The sequence below is a fragment of the Citrobacter sp. Cpo061 genome, assembly GCF_030332845.1.
GTDB classification, from domain to species: Bacteria; Pseudomonadota; Gammaproteobacteria; order Enterobacterales; family Enterobacteriaceae; genus Citrobacter; species Citrobacter portucalensis.
Map to the genome: position 1 here is coordinate 397,366 of NZ_JAOWHB010000050.1, position 24,354 is coordinate 421,719.

A 24,354-nucleotide genomic window follows, 5' to 3' on the forward strand; every position below is an offset into this window, starting at 1 on the left:
TCCACGACAGGAGTTGAGTATGGAATTCAGTAACCCCTTCGATAATCCGCAGGGCCAGTTTTACATTCTGCAAAATCCCCAGCGTCAGTTTAGCCTTTGGCCGCAGCAGTGCTCGCTTCCTGCTGGCTGGCAAATTGCTTGCGAACCCCAATCCCAGGAAGCCTGCCAGCAATGGCTGGAAGCAAACTGGACCACGCTTACGACCGCGAACTACGTCGATGTGCAGGAGGCTCCATGACTCAGCGTTTACCGTTAGTGGCGGCTCAGCCGGGGATCTGGATGGCGGAAAAACTCTCCACATTGCCCTCGGCGTGGAGCGTGGCGCACTACGTAGAGTTAACTGGCGAACTGGACGCGTCGTTGCTGGCGAAAGCCGTTGTGGCGGGCCTGGAGCAGGCCGATACCCTGCGGATGCGGTTTAGCGAAGATAACGGTGAGATCTGGCAATGGGTGGATTCTGCGCTCGCCTTTGCGCAACCTGAAATTATCGACCTGCGCGCAAAATCAAATCCACATGAGGCGGCGCGTGCGTTGATGCAGGCAGACCTGCAGCAGGACATACGTGCTGATGGCAATAAACCGCTGGTTTTTCACCTGCTTATACAGGTGGGAGAAAAGCGTTGGTATTGGTATCAGCGTTACCATCATTTGCTGGTCGATGGCTTCAGTTTTCCGGCCATTACCCGCCAGATAGCCGCAATTTATCGCGCATGGCTACACGGCGAGCCTACGCCAGACTCGCCTTTTACGCCGTTCGCCGAGGTGGTGGAAGAGTATCAACAGTACCGTCAAAGCGATGCCTGGCAACGCGACGGCGCTTTCTGGAGCGAGCAGCGAAAGCAACTTCCACCTCCTGCTTCGCTGTCGAACAATCCGTTGCCGGGACGATCGGCCAGCGCGGATATTATTCGTATGAAGTTAACCGCGCCTGAAGGGGCGTTTCGTCGGCTTGCGGCACGTATGCCTGACGTTCAGCGTGCGGATCTGGCCCTCGCGCTGGTGGCATTGTGGCTGGGACGTTTATGCAGTCGAATGGATTATGCCGCCGGGTTTATCTTTATGCGGCGCATGGGGTCGGCGGCGTTGACCTCCACTGGACCGGTTTTAAACGTACTGCCATTTGGTGTGAGGCTGGATGCGGCAGAAAGCTTGCCTGCACTTGCACAACGACTGGCCGGACAGTTGAAGAAAATGCGTCGGCATCAACGTTATGATGCCGAACAAATCGTTCGCGACAGCGGGCGTGCAGCCGGTGCCGAGCCGCTGTTTGGCCCGGTGCTGAACGTGAAAATATTCGACTATCAGCTGAATATTCCCGGCGTTCAGGCGCAAACCCACACGCTGGCGACAGGGCCGGTGAACGATCTTGAACTGGCGTTATTCCCGGATGAAAACGGTGGGCTGAGTATTGAAATCCTGGCCAATAAACAGCGCTACGATGCAGAAACGCTGGCGCAGCATGTCTCGCGTTTAATCGGGCTTATCGAGCAGTTTGCCGACAATCCGGCGCTATGCTGCGGCGACGCCGGGATGCTGTTGCCAACAGAACATGAGCGGCTGGCGAAGATTAATCACACCACCGTGGAGATCCCGTCCACTACGCTGAGCGCGCTGGTGGTACAGCAGGCCGATAAAACGCCGGATGCCCCGGCGTTGGCCGATGCCCGCTATCAGTTTAGCTATCGCGAAATGCGCCAGCAGGTCGTGGCGCTGGCGAGCCTTTTGCGTGCACGCGGCGTCAAGCCTGGCGACAGCGTCGCCGTGGCATTACCGCGTTCCGTGTTCCTGACGCTGGCGCTGCACGGTATCGTTGAAGCCGGTGCAGCCTGGCTGCCGTTGGATACCGGATACCCGGACGATCGCCTGCGGATGATGCTCGAAGACGCGAAGCCAAAATTGTTGATCGCGACCAATGAGCAACTGGCGCGCTTTAGCGATATTCCTGGGCTGGAAAGTCTGTGCTATGACTCGCCCCTGCCAGCAGAAGATGCTGCTCCGCTGGCGCTATCTCAGCCCAATCATACTGCCTATATCATTTTTACTTCCGGTTCTACCGGTAGACCAAAAGGGGTGATGGTTGGGCAAACCGCTATCGTTAACCGTCTGCTGTGGATGCAAAATCACTATCCACTGACCGCAGATGATGTGGTGGCGCAAAAAACACCGTGCAGTTTTGACGTCTCGGTATGGGAGTTTTTCTGGCCGTTTATTGCCGGGGCAAAGCTGGTAATGGCAGAGCCTGAGGCGCACCGTGATCCGCTGGCGATGCAGCAGTTCTTTGCCCGTTATGGGGTGACGACCACGCACTTTGTTCCCTCTATGTTGGCCGCTTTTGTCGCTTCACTGACGCCGGAAACCGCGCGGGAGAGTTGTGCCTCGCTGAAACGGGTATTTTGCAGCGGCGAAGCCTTGCCTGCAGATTTATGCCGTGAGTGGGAACAGTTAACTCATGCGCCACTGCACAATTTGTACGGACCAACGGAAGCGGCGGTTGATGTGAGCTGGTATCCGGCCTGGGGGGAAGACCTTGCTGCTGTAACCGGCAACAGCGTGCCGATTGGCTATCCGGTATGGAATACCGGTTTACGTATCCTGGATGCCATGATGCGCCCGGTGCCTTTCGGCGTGGCTGGTGACTTATATCTGACGGGGATCCAACTGGCGCAAGGTTATCTGGGCCGTCCGGATCTGACTGCAAGCCGCTTTATCGCCGATCCGTTTAACGCTGGCGAACGCATGTACCGTACCGGGGATGTGGCGCGCTGGCTGGAAAATGGCGCGGTGGAATACCTCGGGCGCAGCGATGACCAGCTTAAAATTCGCGGACAACGCATTGAGCTCGGCGAGATTGACCGGGTGATGCAGCAGTTGCCTGATGTCGAGCATGCCGTTGCCCACGCCTGCGTATTCAACCAGGCGGCGGCGACAGGCGGCGATGCGCGTCAACTGGTGGGGTATCTGGTGTCACAATCGGGTTTACCGCTGGATACGTCAGCGTTGCGGGAAAAGCTGCGTGAAAAACTGCCTGCGCATATGGTGCCGACGGTATTGTTGCAACTGGCGGAGCTGCCGCTTAGCGCGAACGGTAAACTGGATCGTAAAGCGCTGCCGATGCCGCAGTTGACGTCGCGTACTTCCGGGCGTGCGCCGCGAGCAGGGACTGAAACCACCATCGCGCAGTCTTTTGCGGCTTTGTTGGGTTGCGAGGTGAATGACGTGGCGGCAGACTTCTTTGCGCTTGGCGGACATTCGTTGCTGGCGATGAAGCTGGCGGCACAGTTGAGCCGGGTTTTTGAGCGTCAGGTGACGCCGGGGCAGATTATGGTGGCCTCTACCGTTGAACAACTGAGTGCTCTACTGGAGAGCACTGATGATGAGCAGTCGCAACATATGGGATTTGAGGCACTGCTGCCGCTGCGTGAAAGTCACGGCCCAACGCTGTTCTGTTTCCATCCGGCGTCGGGTTTTGCCTGGCAGTTTAGCGTGCTGTCGCGATATCTCAGCCCGCAGTGGTCGATTATAGGTCTTCAGTCGCCGCGCCCGGATGGCCCTATGCAGACGGCGGAAAACCTCGACGCGGTATGCGAACATCATCTGGCAACGTTGCTCAGTCAACAACCTCACGGACCTTACTATTTATTAGGTTATTCGCTGGGCGGCACGCTGGCACAAGGGATCGCCGCGCGCTTACATGCCAGAGGAGAGACGGTTGCATTCCTCGGGCTGTTGGATACCTGGCCGCCAGAAACGCAAAACTGGCAAGAAAAAGAGGCTAATGGGTTGGATCCAGCGGTACTGGCAGAGATCGAGCGTGAACGCGAAGCGTTTCTGGCGGCGCAGCAGGGGAATGCGTCAGAGGCTTTATTTAACGCAATCGAAGGCAACTATGCCGATGCGGTTCGCCTGCTCACCACGGCACACAGCGTGCCGTTTGCAGGTCACGCTACGCTGTTCGTTGCTGAGCGCACGTTAGTACCGGGTGTCAGTCCTGAACGCAGCTGGTTACCGTGGATATCCAGTCTGGATGTTTACCTCCAGGATTGCGCGCATGTTGATATTATTTCCCCTGCCTCATTTGAGGCGATAGGGCCTGTAATAAATGCACTGATTAATAAATCTGTGTAACAAGACGAATATTGCTATCGCGGTGATCGAACAATTTCATAATGTAAATAATATGTTATGGAATTGTTCTTTTTTATGCAATGCAAGGTGATGAAAGGGGTGAATAAATTCCGAATATAATTTTTGGTAGGGCGACAAGCACAAAGATTGTTTCGGATAATTCTGACTAGCTGGTAGACTTCTCCCACAGGAATGTTTTTCTTTTAGGAAAGTTTTCAGGTCACGCAACATGTCATCATTAAATATAAAGCAAGATAACGTTTCGGAATTTACTGGGTATCCTCAGCCAAAGGCAAACGCAAATGAAATCGATTTAGTGAATCTAATCGAAATCTTATGGCGTGCAAGAACGAAAATTATAGCGACCGTTTTCGCCTTTGCTTGTGTGGGTATTCTGGTCTCTTTTCTGCTGCCACAAAAATGGACCAGTCAGGCCATCGTGACACCGGCGGAAGCGGTTCAATGGCAGGGATTAGAGAATACGCTGACCAAATTGCGCGTGCTGGATATGGATATTAGCGTTAGCCGTGGTGATGTGTTTAACCTGTTTATCAAAAAATTCCAGTCGCCGTCATTGTTAGAAGAATATCTGCGCTCTTCGCCTTACGTAATGGATCAATTGAAAGGTGCTGATATCGACGAAATGGAGTTGCATCAGGCAATTGTCAGGCTCAGTGAGAAAATGAAAGCGGTTGATACTAACCTGGGTAAGAAGAACGAAACATCGCTGTATACCTCATGGACACTGAGTTTTACCGCACCTCAGGCCGAAGAAGCCCAGTCAGTGCTGAAGGGATATATCCAGTATATTTCTGCCCTTGTGGTGAAAGAAACGCTGGAAGATATTCGCAATAAATTGTCCATCAAAACCAGTTATGAAAAAGAGAGACTGGAGATGGATCGCGTCAGGCTCAAAAACCAGTTGGAAGCAAATATCCAGCGACTGAACTACTCGCTGGAGATTGCCAATGCCGCCGGGATTAAAAAGCCGGTCTACAGTAATGGCCAGGCGGTGAAGGATGACCCCGATTTCTCTATTTCACTGGGTGCTGACGGCATCGAACGTAAATTAGAAATAGAAAAATCAGTAACGGATGTTGCTGAAATTAACGGTGAATTACGTAATCGCCAGTACCACGTTGAGCAACTGTTAGCGATGAATGTGGGTGACGTAACATTTACGCCGTTTAAATATCAACTTTCACCTTCGCTGCCGGTGAAAAAAGACGGTCCGGCTAAATCAATGATCGTTATTCTGGCCGCATTACTGGGGGGAATGGTGGCGTGTGGTGGTGTTCTGTTGAACCATGCCATGATGTCGCGTAAGCAAAAAATGACGTTTATTGATCAGCAACTGGTGTGATGAATTGTCGTATAGCGGCTAGTCGGCCGCCATACGGTGAATCTTTCTATTTGTTGCGCCCAAGCGGCACCACTAACGGCGTTCCGGCAACCGGATCGTCGATAATCATACAGCGCAGTCCATAGATTTTTTCAATAAGCTGCGCGGTGACGATCTCCTTCGGTGCACCCTCGGCAATAATTTTTCCGTCACGCAGCGCGATCAGGTGTGTTGCATAGCGACAGGCCTGATTCAGGTCGTGCAAAACGGCGGCCAGCGTGTAACCTTTTTCCCGGTTAAGCTCACTCAACAGTTCCAGCAGATCGATCTGATGACTGATATCCAGCCAGGTGGTGGGTTCATCGAGCAGCATAATCGACGTTTCCTGCGCCAGCACCATCGCAATCCATGCACGCTGACGTTGTCCGCCGGAAAGGGTATCCACACTTTGTGATGCCAGATGGGTGATACCCGTCGCCTGCATGGCGTTTGAGACCGCAGTTTCATCCTCTTTCCGCCAGCGGGTAAACAGCGGCTGGTGCGGGTAGCGTCCGCGGGCAACCAGCTCCTGTACCGTAATATCTCCCGGCGTGGTGGCGTTTTGCGCCAGCAAACCTATTCTGCGGGCGACTTCTTTGCTGGCATAGTGCTGAATATGCTCGCCATCGAGCCAGACCTTGCCGTGCGCGGGCGTCATCAGACGACTCAGCGTGCGCAGTAGCGTTGATTTCCCGCAGCCGTTTGGCCCGATAATCGCGGTGAAATGGCCGTCGGGAATCGATACATTGAGGTTTTCCGCCACGGTAAACTTGCCATAACCCAGCGTTAACTGGTCGCCACGCAAACGGGCTACTGATTCGATCATTTTTTGCGGGACTCCTGAATTAACAAGACGATAAGATAAATACCGCCGAGGCTTACGGTGACAACGCCCACCGGAAGCTGATAAGGCATAAACAGCTGTTGGGCGCATAAATCCGCCATCAGCAACAGCAACGCGCCGCACAGCGCCGACAGGGTTAATCCCCAGCGCGATGTACCGCTTATACGTCGCGCGATATGCGGCGCGACTAGAGCAATAAACGAGATAGGACCGGCCAGCGCGGTGGCGGCAGCGGTCAGTACCACCGCAACCAGCATCATCATCAGACGTGAGCGCTCAACGCTGACGCCAAGCGCACAGGCGCTGTCATCACCCATTTCCAGTAAGCGCATCCGGCGTACCAGCAGCGCGGCGCACACCAGCATGATGATAATCAGCGGAGCAGAAGGCCAGGTTTTGGCCCAGGTCAGGCCATTGAGCGATCCGGCGTTCCACAGCCCGGCCGTCAGCGCGGTTTCTAATGATGCTTTCAGCAGTAGCCAGGTGTTGAACGCCACCAGCATGGCGCGAATGCCGATACCAATAATAATCAGCCGGAAGGTGTCGATCCCATTGCGCCAGGCGAGCGCCCAGACCACCAGAGAGGTCAGAATCCCACCCAGCATGGCCGCCAGCGCGATAGCGGTGAGATGCTGTCCGAACAGCACCATTGCCACCAGCACACCGCTCCAGGCTCCGGTATTGAAACCCATCACATCCGGGCTGCCCAGCGGGTTGCGCATCAGCGACTGAAATATTGCGCCGCTCACGCCGAGAGCCGCGCCAATCAATAGCGCCATGAGCACGCGTGGCAAGCGCCATTCGGTCACCACCAGCGTAATACTGCGCGGCGCATCGCCGAGCAGGGCGGCAATAATTTGCTGGGTTTCCAGCGTAACAACGCCGCTACGCAGGCTCCACAAACCAATGACGAGACAACCTGCAACCAGCAGCAGGCTGCTGATTATCAGGCGGCGGGAGAGGTGCATCATGCGCCACCCCCGCGCGATTTACGGCGTACCAGAAAGATAAGCACCGGTGCACCGATAAACGCACTGACTACCGACACGCGCAGCTCGCCGGGGACAATCAGGCGACCGATTATATCGGCAATCAGTAACAGAGTAGGCGTTGCCAGTAGGGTTACGGGCAGTGACCAGCGGTGATCCGCCCCCACTAGCCAGCGCGCCATGTGCGGCATCATCAGGCCGATAAAGGCGATAGGACCGACAATCGCGGTCGCGCTGCCGCACAGTACGGTAATAACCAGCAGGCCAATAAACTGCGTGCGAGCGACTTTACTACCAAGCGCGGTAGCGGTGTCGCTGCCGAGGCTCAGGCTATTCAGAGCGCGACTGAGGAACAGTGCGACAGCCGCGGCAATCAGTACTGGTACCAGCACAACTTTCAGCGTTTGCAGGCTGCGGATATCCAGTGAGCCGGCTTGCCAGAAACGCAGCTGATCGTAAACGTCCGGGTTGAGCAGGGCGATGCCGGTGGATAATCCTTCCAGCACCGCGCCCAGCGCGACGCCCGCCAGGGTCAGACGTACCGGGCTTAACTGCCCGCCGCCCTGACTACCGGTAAAAGCTACGATCAGCGATGCAGCCAGCGCACCGCAAAAGGCCATCAGCAGCTGTTCTTGCGCAGAGGAAAAGCCGAACAGCGCGGCCCCCAGCACAATAGCGAAGCTGGCGCCGGAGTTGACACCCAGAATGCCGGGATCGGCGAGAGGGTTACGCGTGAGCGTTTGCATTAGTGCGCCAGCCAGGCCCAGCGCACCACCGGCGAGCAGCCCCGCCAGAGTGCGCGGCAAGCGCGCGTCCAGCACGATGGTGCAATCAGCACTTTGACAACTGCCGGTGAGCGCATCCAGCACCACGGAGGCAGGTAGCGACTTGGCGCCAATAACCAGACTTAATACCGTGGTGAGAACAAGTAATAACAATAGTCCGGGCACGGCGAAGGCGCGTGTCGCGGAAACAGAGCATGACATATCAACTTCCCTGATAATGATAGTAATTATCGTTATCGATCTTATTTGGATATGTTAGCATGTGCAGCCATCGAATGGATATTGAAAAAGTACCTGGTAAGGCTCTGTAATGAATCGACAATCCTGGCTGCTCAATCTCAGCCTGTTAAAGACCCACCCAGCATTTCGCGCTGTCTTCCTCGCCCGTTTTATTTCCATTGTCTCTCTGGGGCTACTCGGCGTGGCGGTTCCGGTACAGATCCAGATGATGACCCAGTCGACATGGCAGGTGGGTTTGTCGGTGACGTTGACCGGTAGCGCAATGTTTATTGGCCTGATGGTGGGCGGAGTGCTGGCCGACCGCTATGAGCGTAAAAAAGTGATCCTGCTGGCGCGTGGAACCTGTGGTATTGGCTTTATTGGCCTGTGTCTGAATGCGCTGCTGCCCGAACCGTCGTTGCTGGCGATTTATCTGCTTGGCTTATGGGATGGTTTCTTTGCCTCTCTGGGCGTGACCGCATTGCTGGCTGCGACGCCAGCGCTGGTTGGGCGCGAGAATTTGATGCAGGCCGGGGCGATTACCATGCTGACGGTGCGTCTGGGATCGGTAATTTCACCGATGCTTGGCGGGGTGCTGCTCGCGACTGGCGGCGTGGCCTGGAACTACGGACTGGCGGCGGCGGGAACCTTCATTACCTTACTACCGTTGCTGAGCCTTCCTGCGTTGCCGCCTCCGCCGCAGCCGCGCGAGCATCCGCTGAAATCGCTGCTGGCAGCATTTCGCTTTCTGCTTGCCAGCCCGCTGATTGGCGGCATTGCGCTGCTCGGTGGTCTGTTAACCATGGCGAGCGCCGTGCGTGTGCTGTATCCGGCATTGGCGATTAACTGGCACATGTCGAGTGCGCAAATTGGCCTGTTGTATGCGGCTATTCCGCTGGGGGCAGCCGTGGGCGCATTGACCAGCGGACAACTGGCGCACAGCGTTCGCCCGGGACTGATTATGCTGGCATCGACCGTGGCTTCATTTCTGGCTATCGGCCTGTTTGGCTTGATGCCCGTCTGGCAGCTTGGTGTGGTTTGTCTGGCGCTGTTTGGCTGGTTGAGCGCGGTCAGCTCTTTGTTGCAGTACACCCTGTTACAGACGCAGACGCCGGAAGCGATGCTCGGGCGAATTAACGGTTTGTGGACGGCGCAAAACGTCACCGGCGATGCGATTGGCGCGGCGTTGTTAGGTGGTCTGGGCGCGATGATGACGCCAGTTGCTTCGGCAAGCGTGAGTGGATTTGGGCTGGTGATTGTCGGTCTGTTACTGCTGCTGTTGTTGGGAGAAGTGCGCCGATTCCGGCAGGTCCCTGTGAATGCCTGATCGCGTTGTGCTCTATGGTTTGTAGGCCGGATAAGGCGTGAGCCGCATCCGGCGCTGAACATTAAAACAGAGCCGACAGACGTTGCAGCAGCAGCGTGGCGCTGTAGTAGTCGAGACGGAAGGTTTCCGTACCCAGGGCGTAAACGCGTTTATTCTGCACGGCTGGCAGATGCGCCAGAAGCGGATTGGCGTAAATAGCGTCGGCATCTTTGCTGTCGCCAGCAAACAGGAACAGCGCTTCGCCGTTCAGGCCTGCCGCCAGGTTCTCACCGCCAAGCTGGATGATATCGTGGCGTTTGCCCTGACTCTGGCTGGTGTGCAAGTTGGCAGGCAGCGTTGCCAGCGTGAACCCTAACTGCTCCATCAGCTTGCCTTGCGCTGACTCAGGCGTCCACAGGTTGGCGCTGTGCGCCGCGGCGGTATATACCAGCGCGCTGACCGGCTGTGGTGGCAGGGTAATATGTTGCTTAACCGCCTGAAGTTGCTTATCAAACTCGGCAATTCGCGCAGCTGCCTGTTGCTCCTGACCGGTAATTTCACCTAACTGGGTCAGCAGCGACTGCCAGCTTTTATCGTCGTAATTAATGATGAGCGTTGGCGCAATGGTGGACAGCTGATCGTATAGCGCGAGGGCAGAATCTCCCCCAGTAGCGCTTACCAGAATCAGATCCGGCATTTGAGCTGCGACGGCTTCGGCGCTCGGTTCGCCGATATACAGGCGGCTCAGTTTGCGTTCTTTTGCTACTTCGCTCCACTGACGTAAAAAGCCCTGCGCATCGCCGATGCGATTGTTCGGCGTAGTGGCACCGCTGGCAATGACCGGGGCATCAATCGCCAGCAGCGAGCCGGTGAGGGTCACGCTGGTGGAGACAATTCGCTGCGGCTTATGCTCAAGCGTATGCGTGCCGCGGCTGTCAGTAACCTGACGCGGCCAGTCGGCGGCGTGACCTGAAGAAATTCCTGAAAGAGATAAACCTGCCAGTAAGAGCACGGTGCGGCAAAAAGAGGGGAGACTCACGAATCGGCTTCCTGTTATCAGTATAAGTAATGCTTCTCATTTTCATTGTTAGCGAGCAAGGATGCAAGCCAAAGTCGCACATTGTGCTACCACAAGAGTTGACATACCGCCGCTTTACTTTTAGGTTAGCGACCAAAAATATAAATGATAATCATTATTAGAGCCTTTATCATTTTTGGAGGATGATATGGATACGTCACTGGCCGAGGAAAAAACGCAGACTATGCCGACGCTCGCTCCCGACAGTTTTTTCTTTATGTCGCCGTACCGTAGTTTTACGACGTCAGGATGCTTCGCCCGCTATGCGGAACCGGCAATTGATGGCGATTCGCCAGACAGCCCTTTCCAACAGAAAATGAACGCACTGTTTGCTGATGCCAAATCGCAGGGCATCGTGAACCCTGTCATGGTCGGGGCGATTCCCTTTGATACCCGCCAGCCATCATCGCTGTTTATTCCCCAATCATGGCAGAGCTTCTCTCGTACGGCGAAGCAGCAATCATCACGTTACTTTACCGCGCATCAGTCGCTGAACGTCGTTGAACGTAAATCGATCCCGGAACAGGACTTTTTTGAAGATATGGTCGCCCGGGCGGCAGCGCTGACGGCAACCCCGGAAGTCGACAAAGTGGTGTTGTCACGCCTGATCGATATCACCGCCGATGCCAACATTGACAGCGGTGCGCTGCTGGAGCGTCTGGTGGCGCAAAATCCAGCGAGCTACAACTTCCATGTACCGATTGAAGACGGCGGCGTATTGATTGGTGCCAGCCCGGAACTGCTACTGCGCAAAGAAGGCGATCGTTTTAGCTCACTGCCGCTGGCAGGCTCGGCACGTCGTCAGCCAGATGATGTGCTGGATCGCGAAGCAGGGATCCGCCTGCTGGCGTCTGAGAAGGACCGCCATGAGCACGAACTGGTGACGCAGGCGATGAAAACGGTATTGCGCGATCGCAGCCGTGAATTGCAACTGCCTTCTTCTCCGCAGCTGGTTACCACGCCGACGCTCTGGCACCTCGGCACGCCGTTTGAAGGTAAAGCCAACCCGCAGGAAAACGCCCTGACGCTGGCGTGCCTGCTGCATCCGACGCCTGCGCTAAGCGGCTTCCCACATCAGGTTGCGCGCAAGCTTATCGCCGAGCTGGAGCCGTTCGATCGTGAATTGTTCGGCGGTATTGTCGGCTGGTGTGATGCCGAAGGTAACGGTGAGTGGGTGGTGACGATCCGCTGTGCGAAGCTGCTGCGCAATCAGGTGCGTTTTTTTGCCGGAGCAGGAATTGTTCCAGCCTCTTCCCCGGTTGCGGAATGGCGTGAAACGGGGGCCAAGCTCTCCACGATGTTGAATGTTTTTGGACTGCATTAAGAGCCTTATTGACCAGGCTTCTGAGGAGCGATAATGAGTATTCCTTTCACCCGCTGGCCGGAGGAGTTTGCCCGCCGCTATCGTGAAAAAGGTTACTGGCAGGATTTGCCGCTGACCGACATTCTGACCCGTCACGCAGAAAGCGATCATACGGCGGTAATTGATGGTGAACGCCATCTGAGCTATCGCCAGCTAAATCAGGCCGCTGACAATCTCGCCTGCAGTTTGCGTTGCCAGGGGATCAAACCCGGCGAAACCGCGCTGGTGCAACTGGGCAATGTGGCTGAGCTGTATATCACCTTCTTTGCGCTGCTCAAGCTGGGCGTAGCTCCAGTGCTGGCGCTGTTCAGCCATCAGCGTAACGAACTTAACGCCTACGCCAAACAGATTGAGCCGGCACTGCTGATTGCCGATCGCCAGCATACGCTGTTTAGCGGCGACGATTTTCTTAACGCTTTTGTGGCCGAACACAATTCAGTGCGCGTGGTGTTACTGCGTAATGATGAAGGTGAACACAATCTGCAAACGGCGATAAACCAGCCTGCGACAGATTTTTCCGCCACGCCATCGCCTGCTGATGAGGTGGCGTACTTCCAGCTTTCTGGCGGGACGACCGGGACGCCAAAACTGATTCCTCGCACTCATAACGATTACTACTACAGCGTGCGTCGCAGCAATGAGATTTGCCGCTTCACCGGGGAAACGCGTTATTTATGCGCAATCCCGGCGGCGCATAACTACGCCATGAGTTCGCCAGGCGCGCTGGGCGTATTCCTGGCCGGTGGCACCGTGGTACTGGCGGCTGACCCGAGTGCCACTCTGTGTTTCCCGTTGATTGAACAGCATCAGGTTAACGTCACGGCGCTGGTGCCGCCTGCGGTGAGCCTGTGGTTGCAGGCGATTGCGGAGTGGGGCAGTAATGCGCAACTGGCTTCGCTGAAACTGCTACAGGTCGGTGGCGCAAGGCTTTCCGCCACGCTTGCGGCACGTATTCCGGCTGAGATTGGCTGCCAGTTGCAGCAGGTCTTCGGCATGGCGGAAGGGCTGGTTAACTATACCCGTCTGGACGACAGTCCTGAGCGCATCATCAATACCCAGGGGCGCCCGATGTGTCCCGATGATGAAGTCTGGGTAGCAGACGCTGACGGCAACCCTTTAGCCCAGGGAGAGACCGGACGCCTGATGACGCGTGGTCCGTACACCTTCCGCGGTTATTTCAAAAGTCCTGAGCATAATGCCAGCGCCTTTGACGCCAACGGCTTTTACTGTTCCGGCGATCTGATCGCTATCGATCCGGATGGTTACATCACCGTTCAGGGGCGTGAAAAGGATCAGATCAATCGCGGTGGGGAGAAGATCGCCGCTGAAGAGATTGAAAACCTGCTACTGCGCCATCCAATGGTGATCCATGCCGCGCTGGTCAGTATGGATGACGAACTGATGGGTGAGAAAAGCTGTGCCTGGCTGGTGGTGAAAGAGCCGCTGCGCGCGGTGCAGGTGCGCCGTTTTCTACGCGAACAGGGCATAGCGGAATTCAAATTACCCGATCGTGTTGAGTGCGTTGAGTCATTACCGCTGACTCCAGTGGGGAAGGTAGATAAAAAACAATTACGTCAGTGGCTGGCATCACGTTCACTGGCCTGAAGGAGAAACAGAAATGGCAATTCCTAAACTGCAGGCTTATGCGCTACCAACGGCGCTCGATGTTCCGGTGAACAAAGTCGACTGGGCATTTGACCCTGAACGCGCCGCGCTGCTGATCCACGACATGCAGGATTATTTTATCGGCTTTTGGGGCGATAACTGCCCGATGATGGAGCAGGTCGTCGCGAACATCGCCGCGCTGCGCCAGTACTGCAAAGAGCATAACATTCCGGTGTATTACACCGCTCAGCCGAAAGAACAGAGTGATGAAGACCGCGCTCTGCTCAATGATATGTGGGGACCGGGCCTGACGCGTTCCCCGGAACAACAAAAGATCGTTGAGGCGCTGGCGCCGGATGAAGCGGATACCATTCTGGTGAAATGGCGTTATAGCGCATTTCATCGTTCCCCGCTGGAACAGATGCTCAAGGAAACCGGGCGTAATCAACTGATCATTACCGGGGTGTATGCGCATATCGGCTGTATGACCACCGCAACGGACGCCTTCATGCGTGACATCAAGCCGTTTATGGTTGCCGATGCGCTGGCGGACTTTAGCCGTGACGAACACCTGATGTCGCTGAAATACGTGGCGGGACGTTCCGGGCGTGTGGTAATGACCCAGGAATTATTGCCGACACCGGTCCCGACCAGTAAAGATGCGTTGCGCAGCGTTATTCTGCCGTTGCTGGATGAGTCTGAAGAGCCGATGGATGACGAAAACCTGATCGACTACGGGCTGGATTCCGTGCGCATGATGGCGCTGGCGGCGCGCTGGCGTAAGGTTCATGGTGACATTGATTTCGTGATGCTGGCGAAAAAACCGACCATTGACGCTTGGTGGGCGCTGCTCTCCCGCGAGGTGAAGTAATGGCTGGATTTGATTTTGCCGGGAAAACCGTCTGGGTAACCGGCGCGGGTAAAGGGATTGGCTACACCACGGCGTTGGCATTTGCGGAGGCTGGTGCTGAGGTGACAGGATTCGATCGCGAATTTCCTCAGGATAACTACCCGTTTGCGACCGAAGTGCTGGATGTGGCGAATGCCGGACAGGTAGCTGAAGTGTGCCAGCGTGTCCTCAAAGCGCGCGAGCGTTTAGATGTGTTGGTCAATGCCGCAGGTATTTTGCGTATGGGGGCCACAGATGCGTTGAGCGCTGAGGAGTGGCAGCAGACGTTTGCGGTTAACGTTGGTGGGGCGTTCAATCTGTTTCAGCAGACGATGGCGCAGTTTCGTCGCCAGCAGGGCGGGGCGATCGTGACCGTCGCGTCGGATGCGGCGCACACGCCGCGTATCGGCATGAGTGCTTACGGCGCGTCAAAAGCCGCGTTGAAAAGCCTGGCGCTGACCGTCGGACTTGAACTGGCGGGCAGCGGTGTGCGCTGTAATGTGGTGTCGCCAGGCTCGACCGACACCGATATGCAGCGCACGCTGTGGGTTAGCGATGACGCGGAGCAACAGCGCATTCGTGGATTTGGCGAGCAGTTTAAACTCGGGATTCCGCTGGGGAAAATCGCCCGGCCGCAAGAGATCACCAACACTATTTTATTCCTCGCTTCCGATCTGGCCAGCCACATTACGTTACAGGATATCGTGGTGGACGGCGGTTCCACGCTGGGGGCATGACGATGATCTGGAAGCGTCATTTAACGCTGGATGAACTCAATGCCACCAGTCAGAACACGATGGTGGCGCATTTAGGCATGGTCTACACCCGGCTGGGTGATGATGTGCTGGAAGCCGAAATGCCGGTGGATAGCCGCACGCATCAGCCATTTGGCCTTCTGCACGGCGGCGCATCCGCGGCCCTGGCGGAAACGCTGGGTTCAATGGCGGGTTATCTGATGACCCGCGACGGGCAGTGCGTGGTGGGGACGGAACTCAACGCCACGCATCATCGGGCGGTATCGCAAGGGAAAGTGCGCGGTGTCTGCCAGCCGCTGCACCTCGGGCGTCAGAGCCAAAGCTGGGAAATCGTTATCTTTGATGAACAGGGACGACGCTGTTGCACCTGTCGTTTAGGCACTGCAGTGATGGGGTGAAGATAAGCGCGTCGTTTAGACGCGCTTCGTGACACCAGTTACCAGCTATAGCGCAGATTAAAACTCCCGTTGAGATCGCGGTAGTCGTTATTACCTTTCTGACCCGCCGCCTGGACGCTGACGTTCCACTGGCTATTGAGATTCGCCTGAATTCCCACTTTTAGCTCGCTGCGATCGGCTGGAAGATCCTGTTTTACCGTTGCGTTATCAAATGATACGGCCAGATCGTCGGTGGAGTGTAGCCAGTTAATCTCTGCGAATGGCCGGACGGTTGCATCGACGAATGAAAGCTGGCTATCAATTCGCAGACCAAGACGTGTGGTCCAGCTATCGCCATTTTGCCCGTCTATGCGTGTACCATTTGTCTCAACGCTATCTGCCTCGTAGCGTTGCCAGATAACCTGCGCCTGTGGCGTCAGGCTTACTGTGTTAGCGCTGCTCATATTCATGTCGTAGCGATAACCGTTTTCCAGCGAAATCGCGTGAGCCAGGGAGTCGTAATGCGTTGAACCGGCATTGCCATTCTCGACGCTGTTATTGTAGAAGCCATACTGATACCACGTATCAACATACCAGCCGCGATGTTGCCGGGCATCAGAGAACCAGGTGGCATACGCGCCAAGATTGTAACCGTCGATATCGCCTGTGGCTGTAAACTGACTGCCATCCGCGCCACGATTTCCGGTGCTGTCGGTACTGCCGTCAAGGTAACTGGCCATCAGGCCAAACGTGATGCTTTGTTGTTCATCGCGCCAGATAGCAATATCGCTGCCAAGCTGAAACTGGGTGTAATCGCTGTCCATGTCGATATTGCCGTTGACAGCTGATGTGTCCGTTTTTCCGCCTTTAATTCGCATCCAGAAGCTTCCTTCGGCCGAGCGGTACTGGCTACCTTCACGATCGAACAGCGTTTGCATCTGCAGGCTACGCGCCAGCCATTGGTTGCCCAAATAGGCGCCGATGTCGGCGCGATATTGTGGATTTGACGGAGTAACGTTGCTGCCGCCGTCATCAGGATCAACCGGTGTGACGTCGCTGCCGCCGTCATCAGGATCAACCGGTGTGACGTCGCTATCGCCGTCATCAGGATCAACTGGCGTCACGTCGCTGCCGCCATCGTCAGGGTCGACAGGCGTCACGTCGCTGCCGCCGTCATCAGGATCAACTGGTGTCACGTCGCTGTCGTCAGGATCGATCGGAGTGACGTCATCATCCGGGTCGTCGGGTGTTTCTGCTTTGGAACGCAAATACCAGCTTTCGTTATCTTCATACAGACGATACTCATACAGGCCGATTTGAATCTGATTGCCAAGAGAAAATGCGTCATCCGATGATATCCCTCCGACGTCGACAATCTCGATACCTTGATCGGTATATGCACCCACGCCATCCACATTATTGATGTAGAGGGTGGTACTGCCGTTAACATTACCCGAGACAATGAGCTGGTCGGTTGGTGAATTATCATCGCCTAAACTGGCGTTAAGTGAGAGCTGACCGCCGTTGCCCGTGTAGTCGCCGTTGATGATTAACGCATTCCCGGGAGTCGTGCTACTGCTGCGGATTACACCTTGATTGGTTACGTTACCATTAACGATAAACTGGCTATCTGGCGTTGTACGATCACCAAAGCTTAGCAGGCCGACGTTGTTCACAGCACCGTTGATTACCCCGTTACCGCCGAGAGTGGCTCCAGCTTCAACATCGATGCTCTGCTTGCTCCCTTCAGAGCCAATAGCGCCAGAACTAGTCAACCACAGCGTTCCCTGCTGAATGTCTGTGATTCCGCTCCAGGTATTCTTTGCGGTAAGGGTGAGCGTGCCGTCTCCTTTTTTGGTCAGACTTTTACCGTCCCATCCCGTGGTGGCGTTGGGTGAGGTATCTGCAAGCAACCCATTGACGGTAAATGTCTGGCCCGCGTTCAGGGTGAACGTACCGTGTGCAGGCGTAGAGACCGCGGCGGAGTCTCCGGCGTACCAACTGAGCCCCACGCCCAATTCATATTGGGTATTATCAAGGGCATTAACTTGACCAGAAATCGCGATATAGTCGGGCAGGGTATCCGGATCGGTTGAGATCGAAGCGAAATCGCTCACGATTGCGGAGTTGGCATCAATTAGCGTAACCGTGTCGATGTCTGCCAGTTGATTGTCTGAGGTCAGCGCGTTGAGATCCAGCGCATTACCCGAATTGCTGATGTGTAGATCGCCGCCAGGATTAACCTGTCCGCCGGTAATTAGCGGGTTAGCGGACTGACTGGCCAGCGCCGCGGCGCTTAAATCGACGCTGAGAATACTGCTTTCTTTCAGCGTGACCTCATCAGCATGCACAGTGCTGTAAGTTCCGGCTGTGTGGTCTGCCGCCAGCTCAAGGGTTCCTGCGTTGGTCAGCGTCGTGAGCGTGGAATCATCGGTAACCCGCCACTGGCTCTGCTCGGCAAGGTTAAGATTGAGGATTGAATCAATACCCTGGTCGTTGAAGCTTTCATTAACCGAGGTTGCCCCAGCGAAATAAGAATCCGCGTCCATATTGAGGTTGATATATCCCCAGCCGCTGTTAACGATGTCGCCGGTTATGGTCATTTTTCCTGAGCCACTTACCGTCCCGCCAGGTAGAACATACCCGCCCGAGGAAACTTTCGGATTCCAGATGGCAACGCCGCCGTCGGCGATAATGGTGGTATCGCCCGTCAGATTCACGATACCGCCTTCTTGCACCACCACGCCGTAACCACTGCCGTTAGCGCCGGTCATATCAATGGTCAGATTCTCACCATTGATGATGCCTGCATGGGTAAAATCCCCATCGCCGATGGCCCAAAGACCGTAAGGATTTTTACCGCTCATGATGATATCCGTATTGGATATATTGATCGTCGCGCCACTGTATTGGGCTGATGCGCCATAGCCGTTAACCGCGTAGATAGTGTTTCGCTGCTCTGCGGAACCGTTGAAATTTATGGTTGTCGGTGCGCTGTAAGGGGTGTTGGCCACAATACCGTTGGTCGTGTGGCCTGTGGAATTTCTTCCATCAATGCTGCTGCCTTCACCAATGTTGGCGACGGCGGCATGCATGCTGCTCATTAGTGTAAGGGCGGTGGACTGCGCGGTCGTGACGGTCAGATTATTGGCATTGAATTCACTGTATCCTCGTCCGGTCAGGTAAATTGTCGATGCAGTCCCGTTTGCGCTAATGGAACTGTCTGACCCTAAATCAACCACGCCGCCTTCTATTCGAAGCCCTTCCGTCTTCTGGCCGGTGACGTCAATGGTGAGATTGTTGGCCTTTACTGTTCCGATGGCATCATCTTTACTGGTTGCCGAATAATCCTCAACAATCATCCCGTATCCTTCGGAGAAACCGTGCACGGTGATGGTGGAATCATTGCCAAAATCCACGTTGCCGCTGATGTCCGCGCCTGTACCGTTTGCGCGCTCGTTAGAGGTTGTGGAAAGGGTGATATCAAGGTTATCTGCCGTAAAATAACTTTGTGAACCAGAAACAAGTCCATATGCCGTACCTCCAGACGTTGAGAGCGTAATTGCGCTGTTCTTGCCCAGATTAATTTGGCTGTATTGCCCCTCCTGGATACCATAAATCGTGGTGCCTGTTCCTGTCTCTGATACGGTGAAATCAATGTTCAGCCCGTTCGCGTTAACCTGGGTGTTTTTTCCAAGATAGAGCGCGCTGCCGCCGGCTGTGCCGCTGGTTAATTCTATGCGGCTGTCATCCCCAAAATTGAGCGTGGTACCATTTGCCCAGTATGTGTCGATACCTACAGCCTTACCGGTTGCATCGGTGTTAACCTGGATTAATCCAGCGTTCATGGTTAACGTATTATTGTCGTCATAGAAATAGACACCCGTCGCATTACCATTTTGGGATTCGGTGATAATTTTACTCTTGTTGCCGAAGTTCAGCGTGGTGTTTTCTGTATGAACGTTAATTCCGTAAGCATCTTTTTTACTGATGGTGTTAATTGATATATTCTCGGCGTCTATATTTGTGCCTGGACTGGTGTTGTTAATATAAAGACCTGTGGTTGATGCTGCTTTCGCCATTCCTGTGTCTGTAACGTTAATCTGTGTACCGGTACCTAAATTATTATTGGCGCTGTTATCAAGTTTTACCCCAATAGAACCACTATCACCGGTAACGTTAATGGTGGTTTTACCATTAATCTGTACGCCTTGCCCCCCTGAGGACAGACTTTCGATACCCGTGGTTCCATCGACAGATGTCACGGTATCGCCATCATTTAAGTTGATGGTTTCACCGCTAAGCGGGCCGTAGTCGCTGGCATGAACGCAATTTGCCGTTAATCCAACTGCCGATAACACCAGGCCTGCGACGGTTGCGCGAACCCGTTGATCGCCCTGCGAGAGTTCTGACGTCACCACAAACATATTTCTCGCGATATTCCAGACGATGCGATAGCATTTATTCATAATTTATATCCTTATACGGCCATCCTGAACAACCTGGCGCTGAAAAATTCTGCTGAATTAATTTTATTTTTATGTGGGGTATTTTGTCATTAAAACTAGTGCTGCAGGTATATTCTTTGTTTTGAAATTGGTGATTAAGGTGAAATAAAGCACTTACTGCATACAAAATCAGGATGGTCTGAATCTCTAAGAGCAATAACCGTTAAGCTGAGAAAGTCAGGTTAATATTGTTAATTAATATCCTTATTAATAATAAAAATATTAAGTGGCACGCTCAGCATCATGCTGAGAGGAGAATTGGACAAAACATAGAGGTGTTGGCACATACTGCGCAATTTTTTCAGTTGTCTCTGCGTTGATAGTGATCAAGTTAACAATACAATGTAAAAAATCAGTGATATATCTGCTTTGCATAGTTGTCAGGTTGTTAAATTCAGAAAAGATGTTATAGAAACAAAATGTAACATCTCTCTGGATCGGACAACGGATAACAACTATGAACAAATCAGGGAAGTACCTCGTCTGGACAGTGCTCTCCGTTATGGGAGCATTTGCCCTCGGCTATATCGCATTAAATCGTGGTGAACAGATCAACGCGTTGTGGATAGTCGTGGCGTCGGTCTGTGTCTACCTTATCGCTTACCGTTTCTACGGCCTGTACATCGCGAAAAATGTACTGGCGCTTGACCCGACGCGTATGACGCCAGCCGTGCGCCATAACGACGGTCTGGATTATGTTCCCACCGATAAAAAAGTACTGTTTGGTCACCATTTTGCGGCGATAGCCGGAGCGGGTCCGTTAGTTGGACCAGTGCTGGCGGCGCAAATGGGCTATCTGCCGGGGATGATCTGGCTGCTCGCCGGGGTAGTACTGGCAGGGGCGGTGCAGGACTTCATGGTGCTGTTTGTTTCTACCCGTCGCGATGGTCGTTCCCTTGGCGAATTGGTGAAAGAAGAGATGGGCCCAACGGCGGGCGTTATTGCGCTGGTGGCCTGTTTTATGATCATGGTGATTATTCTCGCGGTACTGGCGATGATCGTCGTGAAAGCGCTGACCCACAGTCCGTGGGGAACCTACACCGTGGCGTTCACCATCCCGCTGGCGATCTTCATGGGGATTTATCTGCGCTATCTGCGCCCGGGCCGCATTGGCGAAGTGTCGGTCATCGGTCTGGTGTTCCTGGTGTTTGCCATTATTTCCGGCGGCTGGGTGGCTGAAAGCCCGACCTGGGCACCGTACTTTGACTTTACCGGCGTACAGCTGACGTGGATGCTGGTGGGCTACGGTTTTGTTGCCGCCGTCCTGCCTGTGTGGCTGCTGCTGGCCCCGCGTGATTACCTCTCTACCTTCCTGAAAATCGGCACCATTGTTGGTCTGGCAGTAGGGATTCTGATCATGCGTCCGACGCTGACCATGCCAGCGCTGACCAAGTTTGTTGACGGTACTGGCCCGGTCTGGACCGGTAACTTGTTCCCGTTCCTGTTTATTACCATTGCCTGTGGTGCGGTTTCTGGCTTCCATGCGCTGATCTCCTCCGGAACCACGCCGAAGATGCTGGCGAATGAAGGGCAGGCCTGCTTTATCGGCTACGGTGGAATGCTGATGGAATCCTTTGTCGCCATTATGGCGCTGGTTTCCGCGTGCATCATCGATCCGGGCGTGTACTTTGCAATGAACAGCCCGATGGCGGTGCTGGCTCCTGCGGGCACGGTTGACGTAGTGGCTTCTGCGGCACAGGTAGTCAGCAGTTGGGGCTTTGCCATTACGCCAGACACCCTGCATCAAATCGCCAATGAAGTGGGTGAGCAATCCATCATCTCCCGCGCAGGTGGTGCGCCGACGCTGGCCGTCGGGATGGCGTACATTCTGCACGGCGCGCTGGGTGGCATGATGGATGTGGCGTTCTGGTATCACTTCGCCATTCTGTTTGAAGCATTGTTTATTCTGACGGCGGTAGATGCCGGTACACGCGCCGCGCGCTTTATGCTGCAGGACTTGCTGGGCGTGGTATCACCGAGCCTGAAACGTACCGATTCGCTGCCTGCAAACCTGCTGGCTACAGCGCTGTGCGTGCTGGCCTGGGGTTACTTCTTACACCAGGGCGTGGTGGATCCTCTGGGTGGTATCAATACCCTGTGGCCGCTGTTTGGTATCGCTAACCAGATGCTGGCCGGTATGGCGTTGATGCTCTGTGCTGTGGTGCTGTTCAAGATGAAACGCCAGCGCTACGCGTGGGTGGCACTGGTCCCAACGGCCTGGCTGCTGATTTGTACCCTGACCGCTGGCTGGCAGAAAGCGTTTAGCCCGGATGCGAAAATCGGCTTCCTGGCTATCGCCAACAAGTTCCAGGCGATGATCGACAGCGGTAACATTCCGGCGCAGTACACCCAGTCGCAGCTGACGCAACTGGTGTTTAACAACCGCCTGGATGCGGGTCTTACCATCTTCTTCATGGTCGTCGTTGTGGTGCTGGGTCTGTTCTCCATCAAAACTGCGCTGGCAGCATTGAAAGAGGACAAACCAACTTCGAAAGAGACACCGTACGAGCCGATGCCTGAGAATGTCGAAGAGATCGTGGCGCAGGCGAAAGGCGCGCACTAATATTCTCTTAACCAACCAGCCCTCTCCTGAACGGGGAGGGCGTTTGTACGACAGGGAAACGCTATGTTTGAAACACTCGCCAAAGCCGGGAAGTATTTAGGTCAAACCGCCCGATTAATGATAGGTATGCCGGATTATGACAACTATGTTGAACATATGCGCGTCACTCATCCGGACCAAACACCAATGACCTACGAAGAATTTTTCCGCGAGCGCCAGGATGCGCGATATGGCGGGAAAGGTGGCGCGAAGTGCTGTTGATTTTTTTTGCCGGATGGTGCTGACGCTTATCCGGCCTACAACATCGTATTGGCGTAATTTGTCGTCGTAGGCCTGATAAGGCGAAGCCGCCATCAGGCAACCCGCACCATAATCACACCGTAAACGACTCTACCTTTTCGAATGCTGCACGCAGTGTCTCCGGCTTTAACGTTACCGGCAGGGCGTGAATGGACTCCACCGGGCGCAGAGTGTGCGCAATCACTTTGTCGATTTCGGCGCGGTTATTGATGTCCACTTCCAGTTGAGCTAATCGGGTTGGCAGGTTGAATCGCTGATAAGCGGTAATTAACTGCGCCAGCACGTCATCTTGTCCCAGCAGCGCGCTCTGCACCAGGATGCCGTACGCCACTTTGGTGCCGTGTAAAAACTTCTCGGTTTGTGGGAGGACGGTCAGGCCATTGTGAACAGAATGCGCCGCCGCCACGCGTGTGTAGCGCTCACCCAGACCACCAACCATGCCGCCTCCGGCAATAATCGCATCCACCACATCGCAAAACGTGCGGCTTAGCGTGCCTTGTTGTTTGTCTGCCAGCGCCTGCTCGCTGCTTTCCAGCAGGACGTCGCGGATGGTCTGCGCGGCTTGAATACCCAGACGTACTGTCAATGGCAGTGTTTCCGGCTGAGGTGCGAGCACGACGGCTTCATACCACTTTGCCAGCGTGTCGCCGATCCCCGCCAGTAGGTATTCTTCTGGCGCATTGAGAACGATCTCGGGTTCGACCAGCACGAGGAAGTTCGCGTCAGCGAAAATTTCGAAATGTAGTGCCTGGCCCGCATCGTTATACCAGACAGAGAGCGGCGTCCAGGCAGCGCAGGTCGCCGCGATAGTAGGAATACCGACAAACGGCAGATCCAGACGACGGGCCAACGCTTTAGCGGTGTCGAGCAATGTACCGCCACCCACGCCAATCACCACACTGCGATCCTCTCCCGACTCTTTTGCCAGTTGGGCAACATCGGTTTCGCTGCAATGTCCCGTAAACAGCAGGCGTTTAGCCTCGGCAAGATGAAAAGCCTCTGGCAGGTAAGGGCGGGCCGCATCGATGGCGCGTTCACCATAAACCCACACGGCGCTTGAAAGTTGGTCGGCAGAGAAAAAATCGTTCAGTCTCGACAGGCTGCCAGGATGGGAAAAATAGTTGGCTGGGCCGGTGACGACGCGAATTTCGGTATTACTCATGTTGTGTTGTCCTTTTGGCTGTCCTGTCCAGGCAGGTTATTTTTATATAGACGTCTGAACGTCTTGATTGCCAAATACTAGCATCGTGCTATAGTGGCTTCAACT

At 54.7% G+C, this 24,354-nt stretch carries 17 protein-coding genes; 11 read left to right on the top strand and 6 right to left on the bottom strand.

The window, feature by feature from the left end; translation table 11 throughout:
• The first annotated feature begins 19 nt into the window (after positions 1-19).
• The 3 genes from OGX97_RS16750 (at position 20) to wzz(fepE) (ending at position 5,488) form a co-directional block, all read left to right on the top strand.
• Positions 20-238: an MbtH family protein gene (locus OGX97_RS16750; protein ID WP_032941816.1), complete on the top strand. Its 219-nt coding sequence runs from the start codon at positions 20-22 to the stop codon at positions 236-238.
• Positions 235-4,125, top strand: a complete 3,891-nt coding sequence (gene entF, locus OGX97_RS16755; protein ID WP_279850429.1) for an enterobactin non-ribosomal peptide synthetase EntF — start codon at positions 235-237, stop codon at positions 4,123-4,125. The genes OGX97_RS16750 and entF overlap by 4 nt, the downstream gene beginning before the upstream one ends.
• A gap of 229 nt (positions 4,126-4,354) precedes the next feature.
• Entirely contained in the window at positions 4,355-5,488 is a 1,134-nt protein-coding gene (gene wzz(fepE), locus OGX97_RS16760; RefSeq protein WP_279850430.1) for an LPS O-antigen length regulator Wzz(fepE), read from the top strand.
• 46 nt (positions 5,489-5,534) lie between these two features.
• Here wzz(fepE) and fepC read toward each other — a convergent pair whose 3' ends face one another.
• From fepC to fepD, 3 genes are read right to left on the bottom strand one after another with little or no spacing between them, the layout of a single operon-like run.
• Positions 5,535-6,332: an iron-enterobactin ABC transporter ATP-binding protein gene (gene fepC / locus OGX97_RS16765; RefSeq protein WP_032942652.1), complete on the bottom strand. Its 798-nt coding sequence runs from the start codon at positions 6,330-6,332 to the stop codon at positions 5,535-5,537.
• Complete coding sequence (gene fepG / locus OGX97_RS16770; protein WP_008784056.1) at positions 6,329-7,321, bottom strand: iron-enterobactin ABC transporter permease; 993 nt, start codon at positions 7,319-7,321, stop codon at positions 6,329-6,331. The genes fepC and fepG overlap by 4 nt, the downstream gene beginning before the upstream one ends.
• Positions 7,318-8,325 carry a Fe(3+)-siderophore ABC transporter permease gene (gene fepD, locus OGX97_RS16775; protein ID WP_032942654.1) on the bottom strand — a complete coding sequence of 336 codons (1,008 nt, stop codon included), beginning with the start codon at positions 8,323-8,325 and terminating at the stop codon, positions 7,318-7,320. Before fepD ends, fepG begins: the two co-directional genes overlap by 4 nt.
• Before the next feature lie 109 nt (positions 8,326-8,434).
• Here fepD and entS point away from each other — a divergent pair, with 109 nt between their 5' ends.
• The gene (gene entS, locus OGX97_RS16780) at positions 8,435-9,670 is read left to right on the top strand and encodes an enterobactin transporter EntS (protein ID WP_111465939.1); all 1,236 of its coding nucleotides are present in this window, start codon (positions 8,435-8,437) and stop codon (positions 9,668-9,670) included.
• 61 nt (positions 9,671-9,731) lie between these two features.
• On the opposite strand, the gene fepB is transcribed toward entS, so the two are convergent.
• Complete coding sequence (gene fepB / locus OGX97_RS16785; protein ID WP_079934792.1) at positions 9,732-10,688, bottom strand: Fe2+-enterobactin ABC transporter substrate-binding protein; 957 nt, start codon at positions 10,686-10,688, stop codon at positions 9,732-9,734.
• Between the two features lie 187 nt (positions 10,689-10,875).
• On the opposite strand from fepB, the gene entC reads away from it, so the two are divergent.
• The 5 genes from entC to entH are packed head-to-tail and all read left to right on the top strand — an operon-like array spanning position 10,876 to position 15,737.
• Complete coding sequence (entC, locus tag OGX97_RS16790) at positions 10,876-12,051, top strand: isochorismate synthase EntC (RefSeq protein ID WP_057066466.1); 1,176 nt, start codon at positions 10,876-10,878, stop codon at positions 12,049-12,051.
• A gap of 33 nt (positions 12,052-12,084) precedes the next feature.
• Positions 12,085-13,695: a (2,3-dihydroxybenzoyl)adenylate synthase EntE gene (gene entE, locus OGX97_RS16795; protein ID WP_032942660.1), complete on the top strand. Its 1,611-nt coding sequence runs from the start codon at positions 12,085-12,087 to the stop codon at positions 13,693-13,695.
• A gap of 13 nt (positions 13,696-13,708) precedes the next feature.
• Complete coding sequence (locus OGX97_RS16800) at positions 13,709-14,566, top strand: isochorismatase (protein WP_003831197.1); 858 nt, start codon at positions 13,709-13,711, stop codon at positions 14,564-14,566.
• Positions 14,566-15,321 carry a 2,3-dihydro-2,3-dihydroxybenzoate dehydrogenase EntA gene (gene entA, locus OGX97_RS16805; RefSeq protein WP_032942661.1) on the top strand — a complete coding sequence of 252 codons (756 nt, stop codon included), beginning with the start codon at positions 14,566-14,568 and terminating at the stop codon, positions 15,319-15,321. The genes OGX97_RS16800 and entA overlap by 1 nt, the downstream gene beginning before the upstream one ends.
• 2 nt (positions 15,322-15,323) lie before the next feature.
• Entirely contained in the window at positions 15,324-15,737 is a 414-nt protein-coding gene (gene entH / locus OGX97_RS16810; RefSeq protein WP_032944336.1) for a proofreading thioesterase EntH, read from the top strand.
• A 38-nt stretch (positions 15,738-15,775) separates the two neighbouring features.
• Here the strand turns inward: entH and OGX97_RS16815 are convergent, their stop codons facing one another.
• Complete coding sequence (locus OGX97_RS16815) at positions 15,776-20,185, bottom strand: autotransporter outer membrane beta-barrel domain-containing protein (RefSeq protein ID WP_279850431.1); 4,410 nt, start codon at positions 20,183-20,185, stop codon at positions 15,776-15,778.
• Between the two features lie 496 nt (positions 20,186-20,681).
• Here OGX97_RS16815 and cstA point away from each other — a divergent pair, with 496 nt between their 5' ends.
• Positions 20,682-22,787 (top strand): pyruvate/proton symporter CstA, encoded by a 2,106-nt coding sequence (gene cstA / locus OGX97_RS16820; protein WP_008784063.1) that lies wholly within the window; start codon positions 20,682-20,684, stop codon positions 22,785-22,787.
• 63 nt (positions 22,788-22,850) lie between these two features.
• Positions 22,851-23,048 (top strand): YbdD/YjiX family protein, encoded by a 198-nt coding sequence (locus OGX97_RS16825; RefSeq protein WP_008784064.1) that lies wholly within the window; start codon positions 22,851-22,853, stop codon positions 23,046-23,048.
• A 112-nt stretch (positions 23,049-23,160) separates the two neighbouring features.
• On the opposite strand, the gene OGX97_RS16830 is transcribed toward OGX97_RS16825, so the two are convergent.
• Entirely contained in the window at positions 23,161-24,249 is a 1,089-nt protein-coding gene (locus tag OGX97_RS16830) for an oxidoreductase (protein WP_279850432.1), read from the bottom strand.
• Positions 24,250-24,354: the final 105 nt, after the last annotated feature.

Coding starts and splice junctions, on each gene's coding strand:
- OGX97_RS16825 (WP_008784064.1), top strand. CDS start 22,851: ATGTTTGAAACACTCGCCAAAGCCGGGAAGTATTTAGGTCAAACCGCC.
- entH (WP_032944336.1), top strand. CDS start 15,324: ATGATCTGGAAGCGTCATTTAACGCTGGATGAACTCAATGCCACCAGT.
- entC (WP_057066466.1), top strand. CDS start 10,876: ATGGATACGTCACTGGCCGAGGAAAAAACGCAGACTATGCCGACGCTC.
- entA (WP_032942661.1), top strand. CDS start 14,566: ATGGCTGGATTTGATTTTGCCGGGAAAACCGTCTGGGTAACCGGCGCG.
- OGX97_RS16830 (WP_279850432.1), bottom strand. CDS start 24,249: ATGAGTAATACCGAAATTCGCGTCGTCACCGGCCCAGCCAACTATTTT.
- OGX97_RS16750 (WP_032941816.1), top strand. CDS start 20: ATGGAATTCAGTAACCCCTTCGATAATCCGCAGGGCCAGTTTTACATT.
- OGX97_RS16800 (WP_003831197.1), top strand. CDS start 13,709: ATGGCAATTCCTAAACTGCAGGCTTATGCGCTACCAACGGCGCTCGAT.
- OGX97_RS16815 (WP_279850431.1), bottom strand. CDS start 20,185: ATGAATAAATGCTATCGCATCGTCTGGAATATCGCGAGAAATATGTTT.
- fepC (WP_032942652.1), bottom strand. CDS start 6,332: ATGATCGAATCAGTAGCCCGTTTGCGTGGCGACCAGTTAACGCTGGGT.
- cstA (WP_008784063.1), top strand. CDS start 20,682: ATGAACAAATCAGGGAAGTACCTCGTCTGGACAGTGCTCTCCGTTATG.
- fepD (WP_032942654.1), bottom strand. CDS start 8,325: ATGTCATGCTCTGTTTCCGCGACACGCGCCTTCGCCGTGCCCGGACTA.
- entF (WP_279850429.1), top strand. CDS start 235: ATGACTCAGCGTTTACCGTTAGTGGCGGCTCAGCCGGGGATCTGGATG.
- entE (WP_032942660.1), top strand. CDS start 12,085: ATGAGTATTCCTTTCACCCGCTGGCCGGAGGAGTTTGCCCGCCGCTAT.
- entS (WP_111465939.1), top strand. CDS start 8,435: ATGAATCGACAATCCTGGCTGCTCAATCTCAGCCTGTTAAAGACCCAC.
- fepG (WP_008784056.1), bottom strand. CDS start 7,321: ATGATGCACCTCTCCCGCCGCCTGATAATCAGCAGCCTGCTGCTGGTT.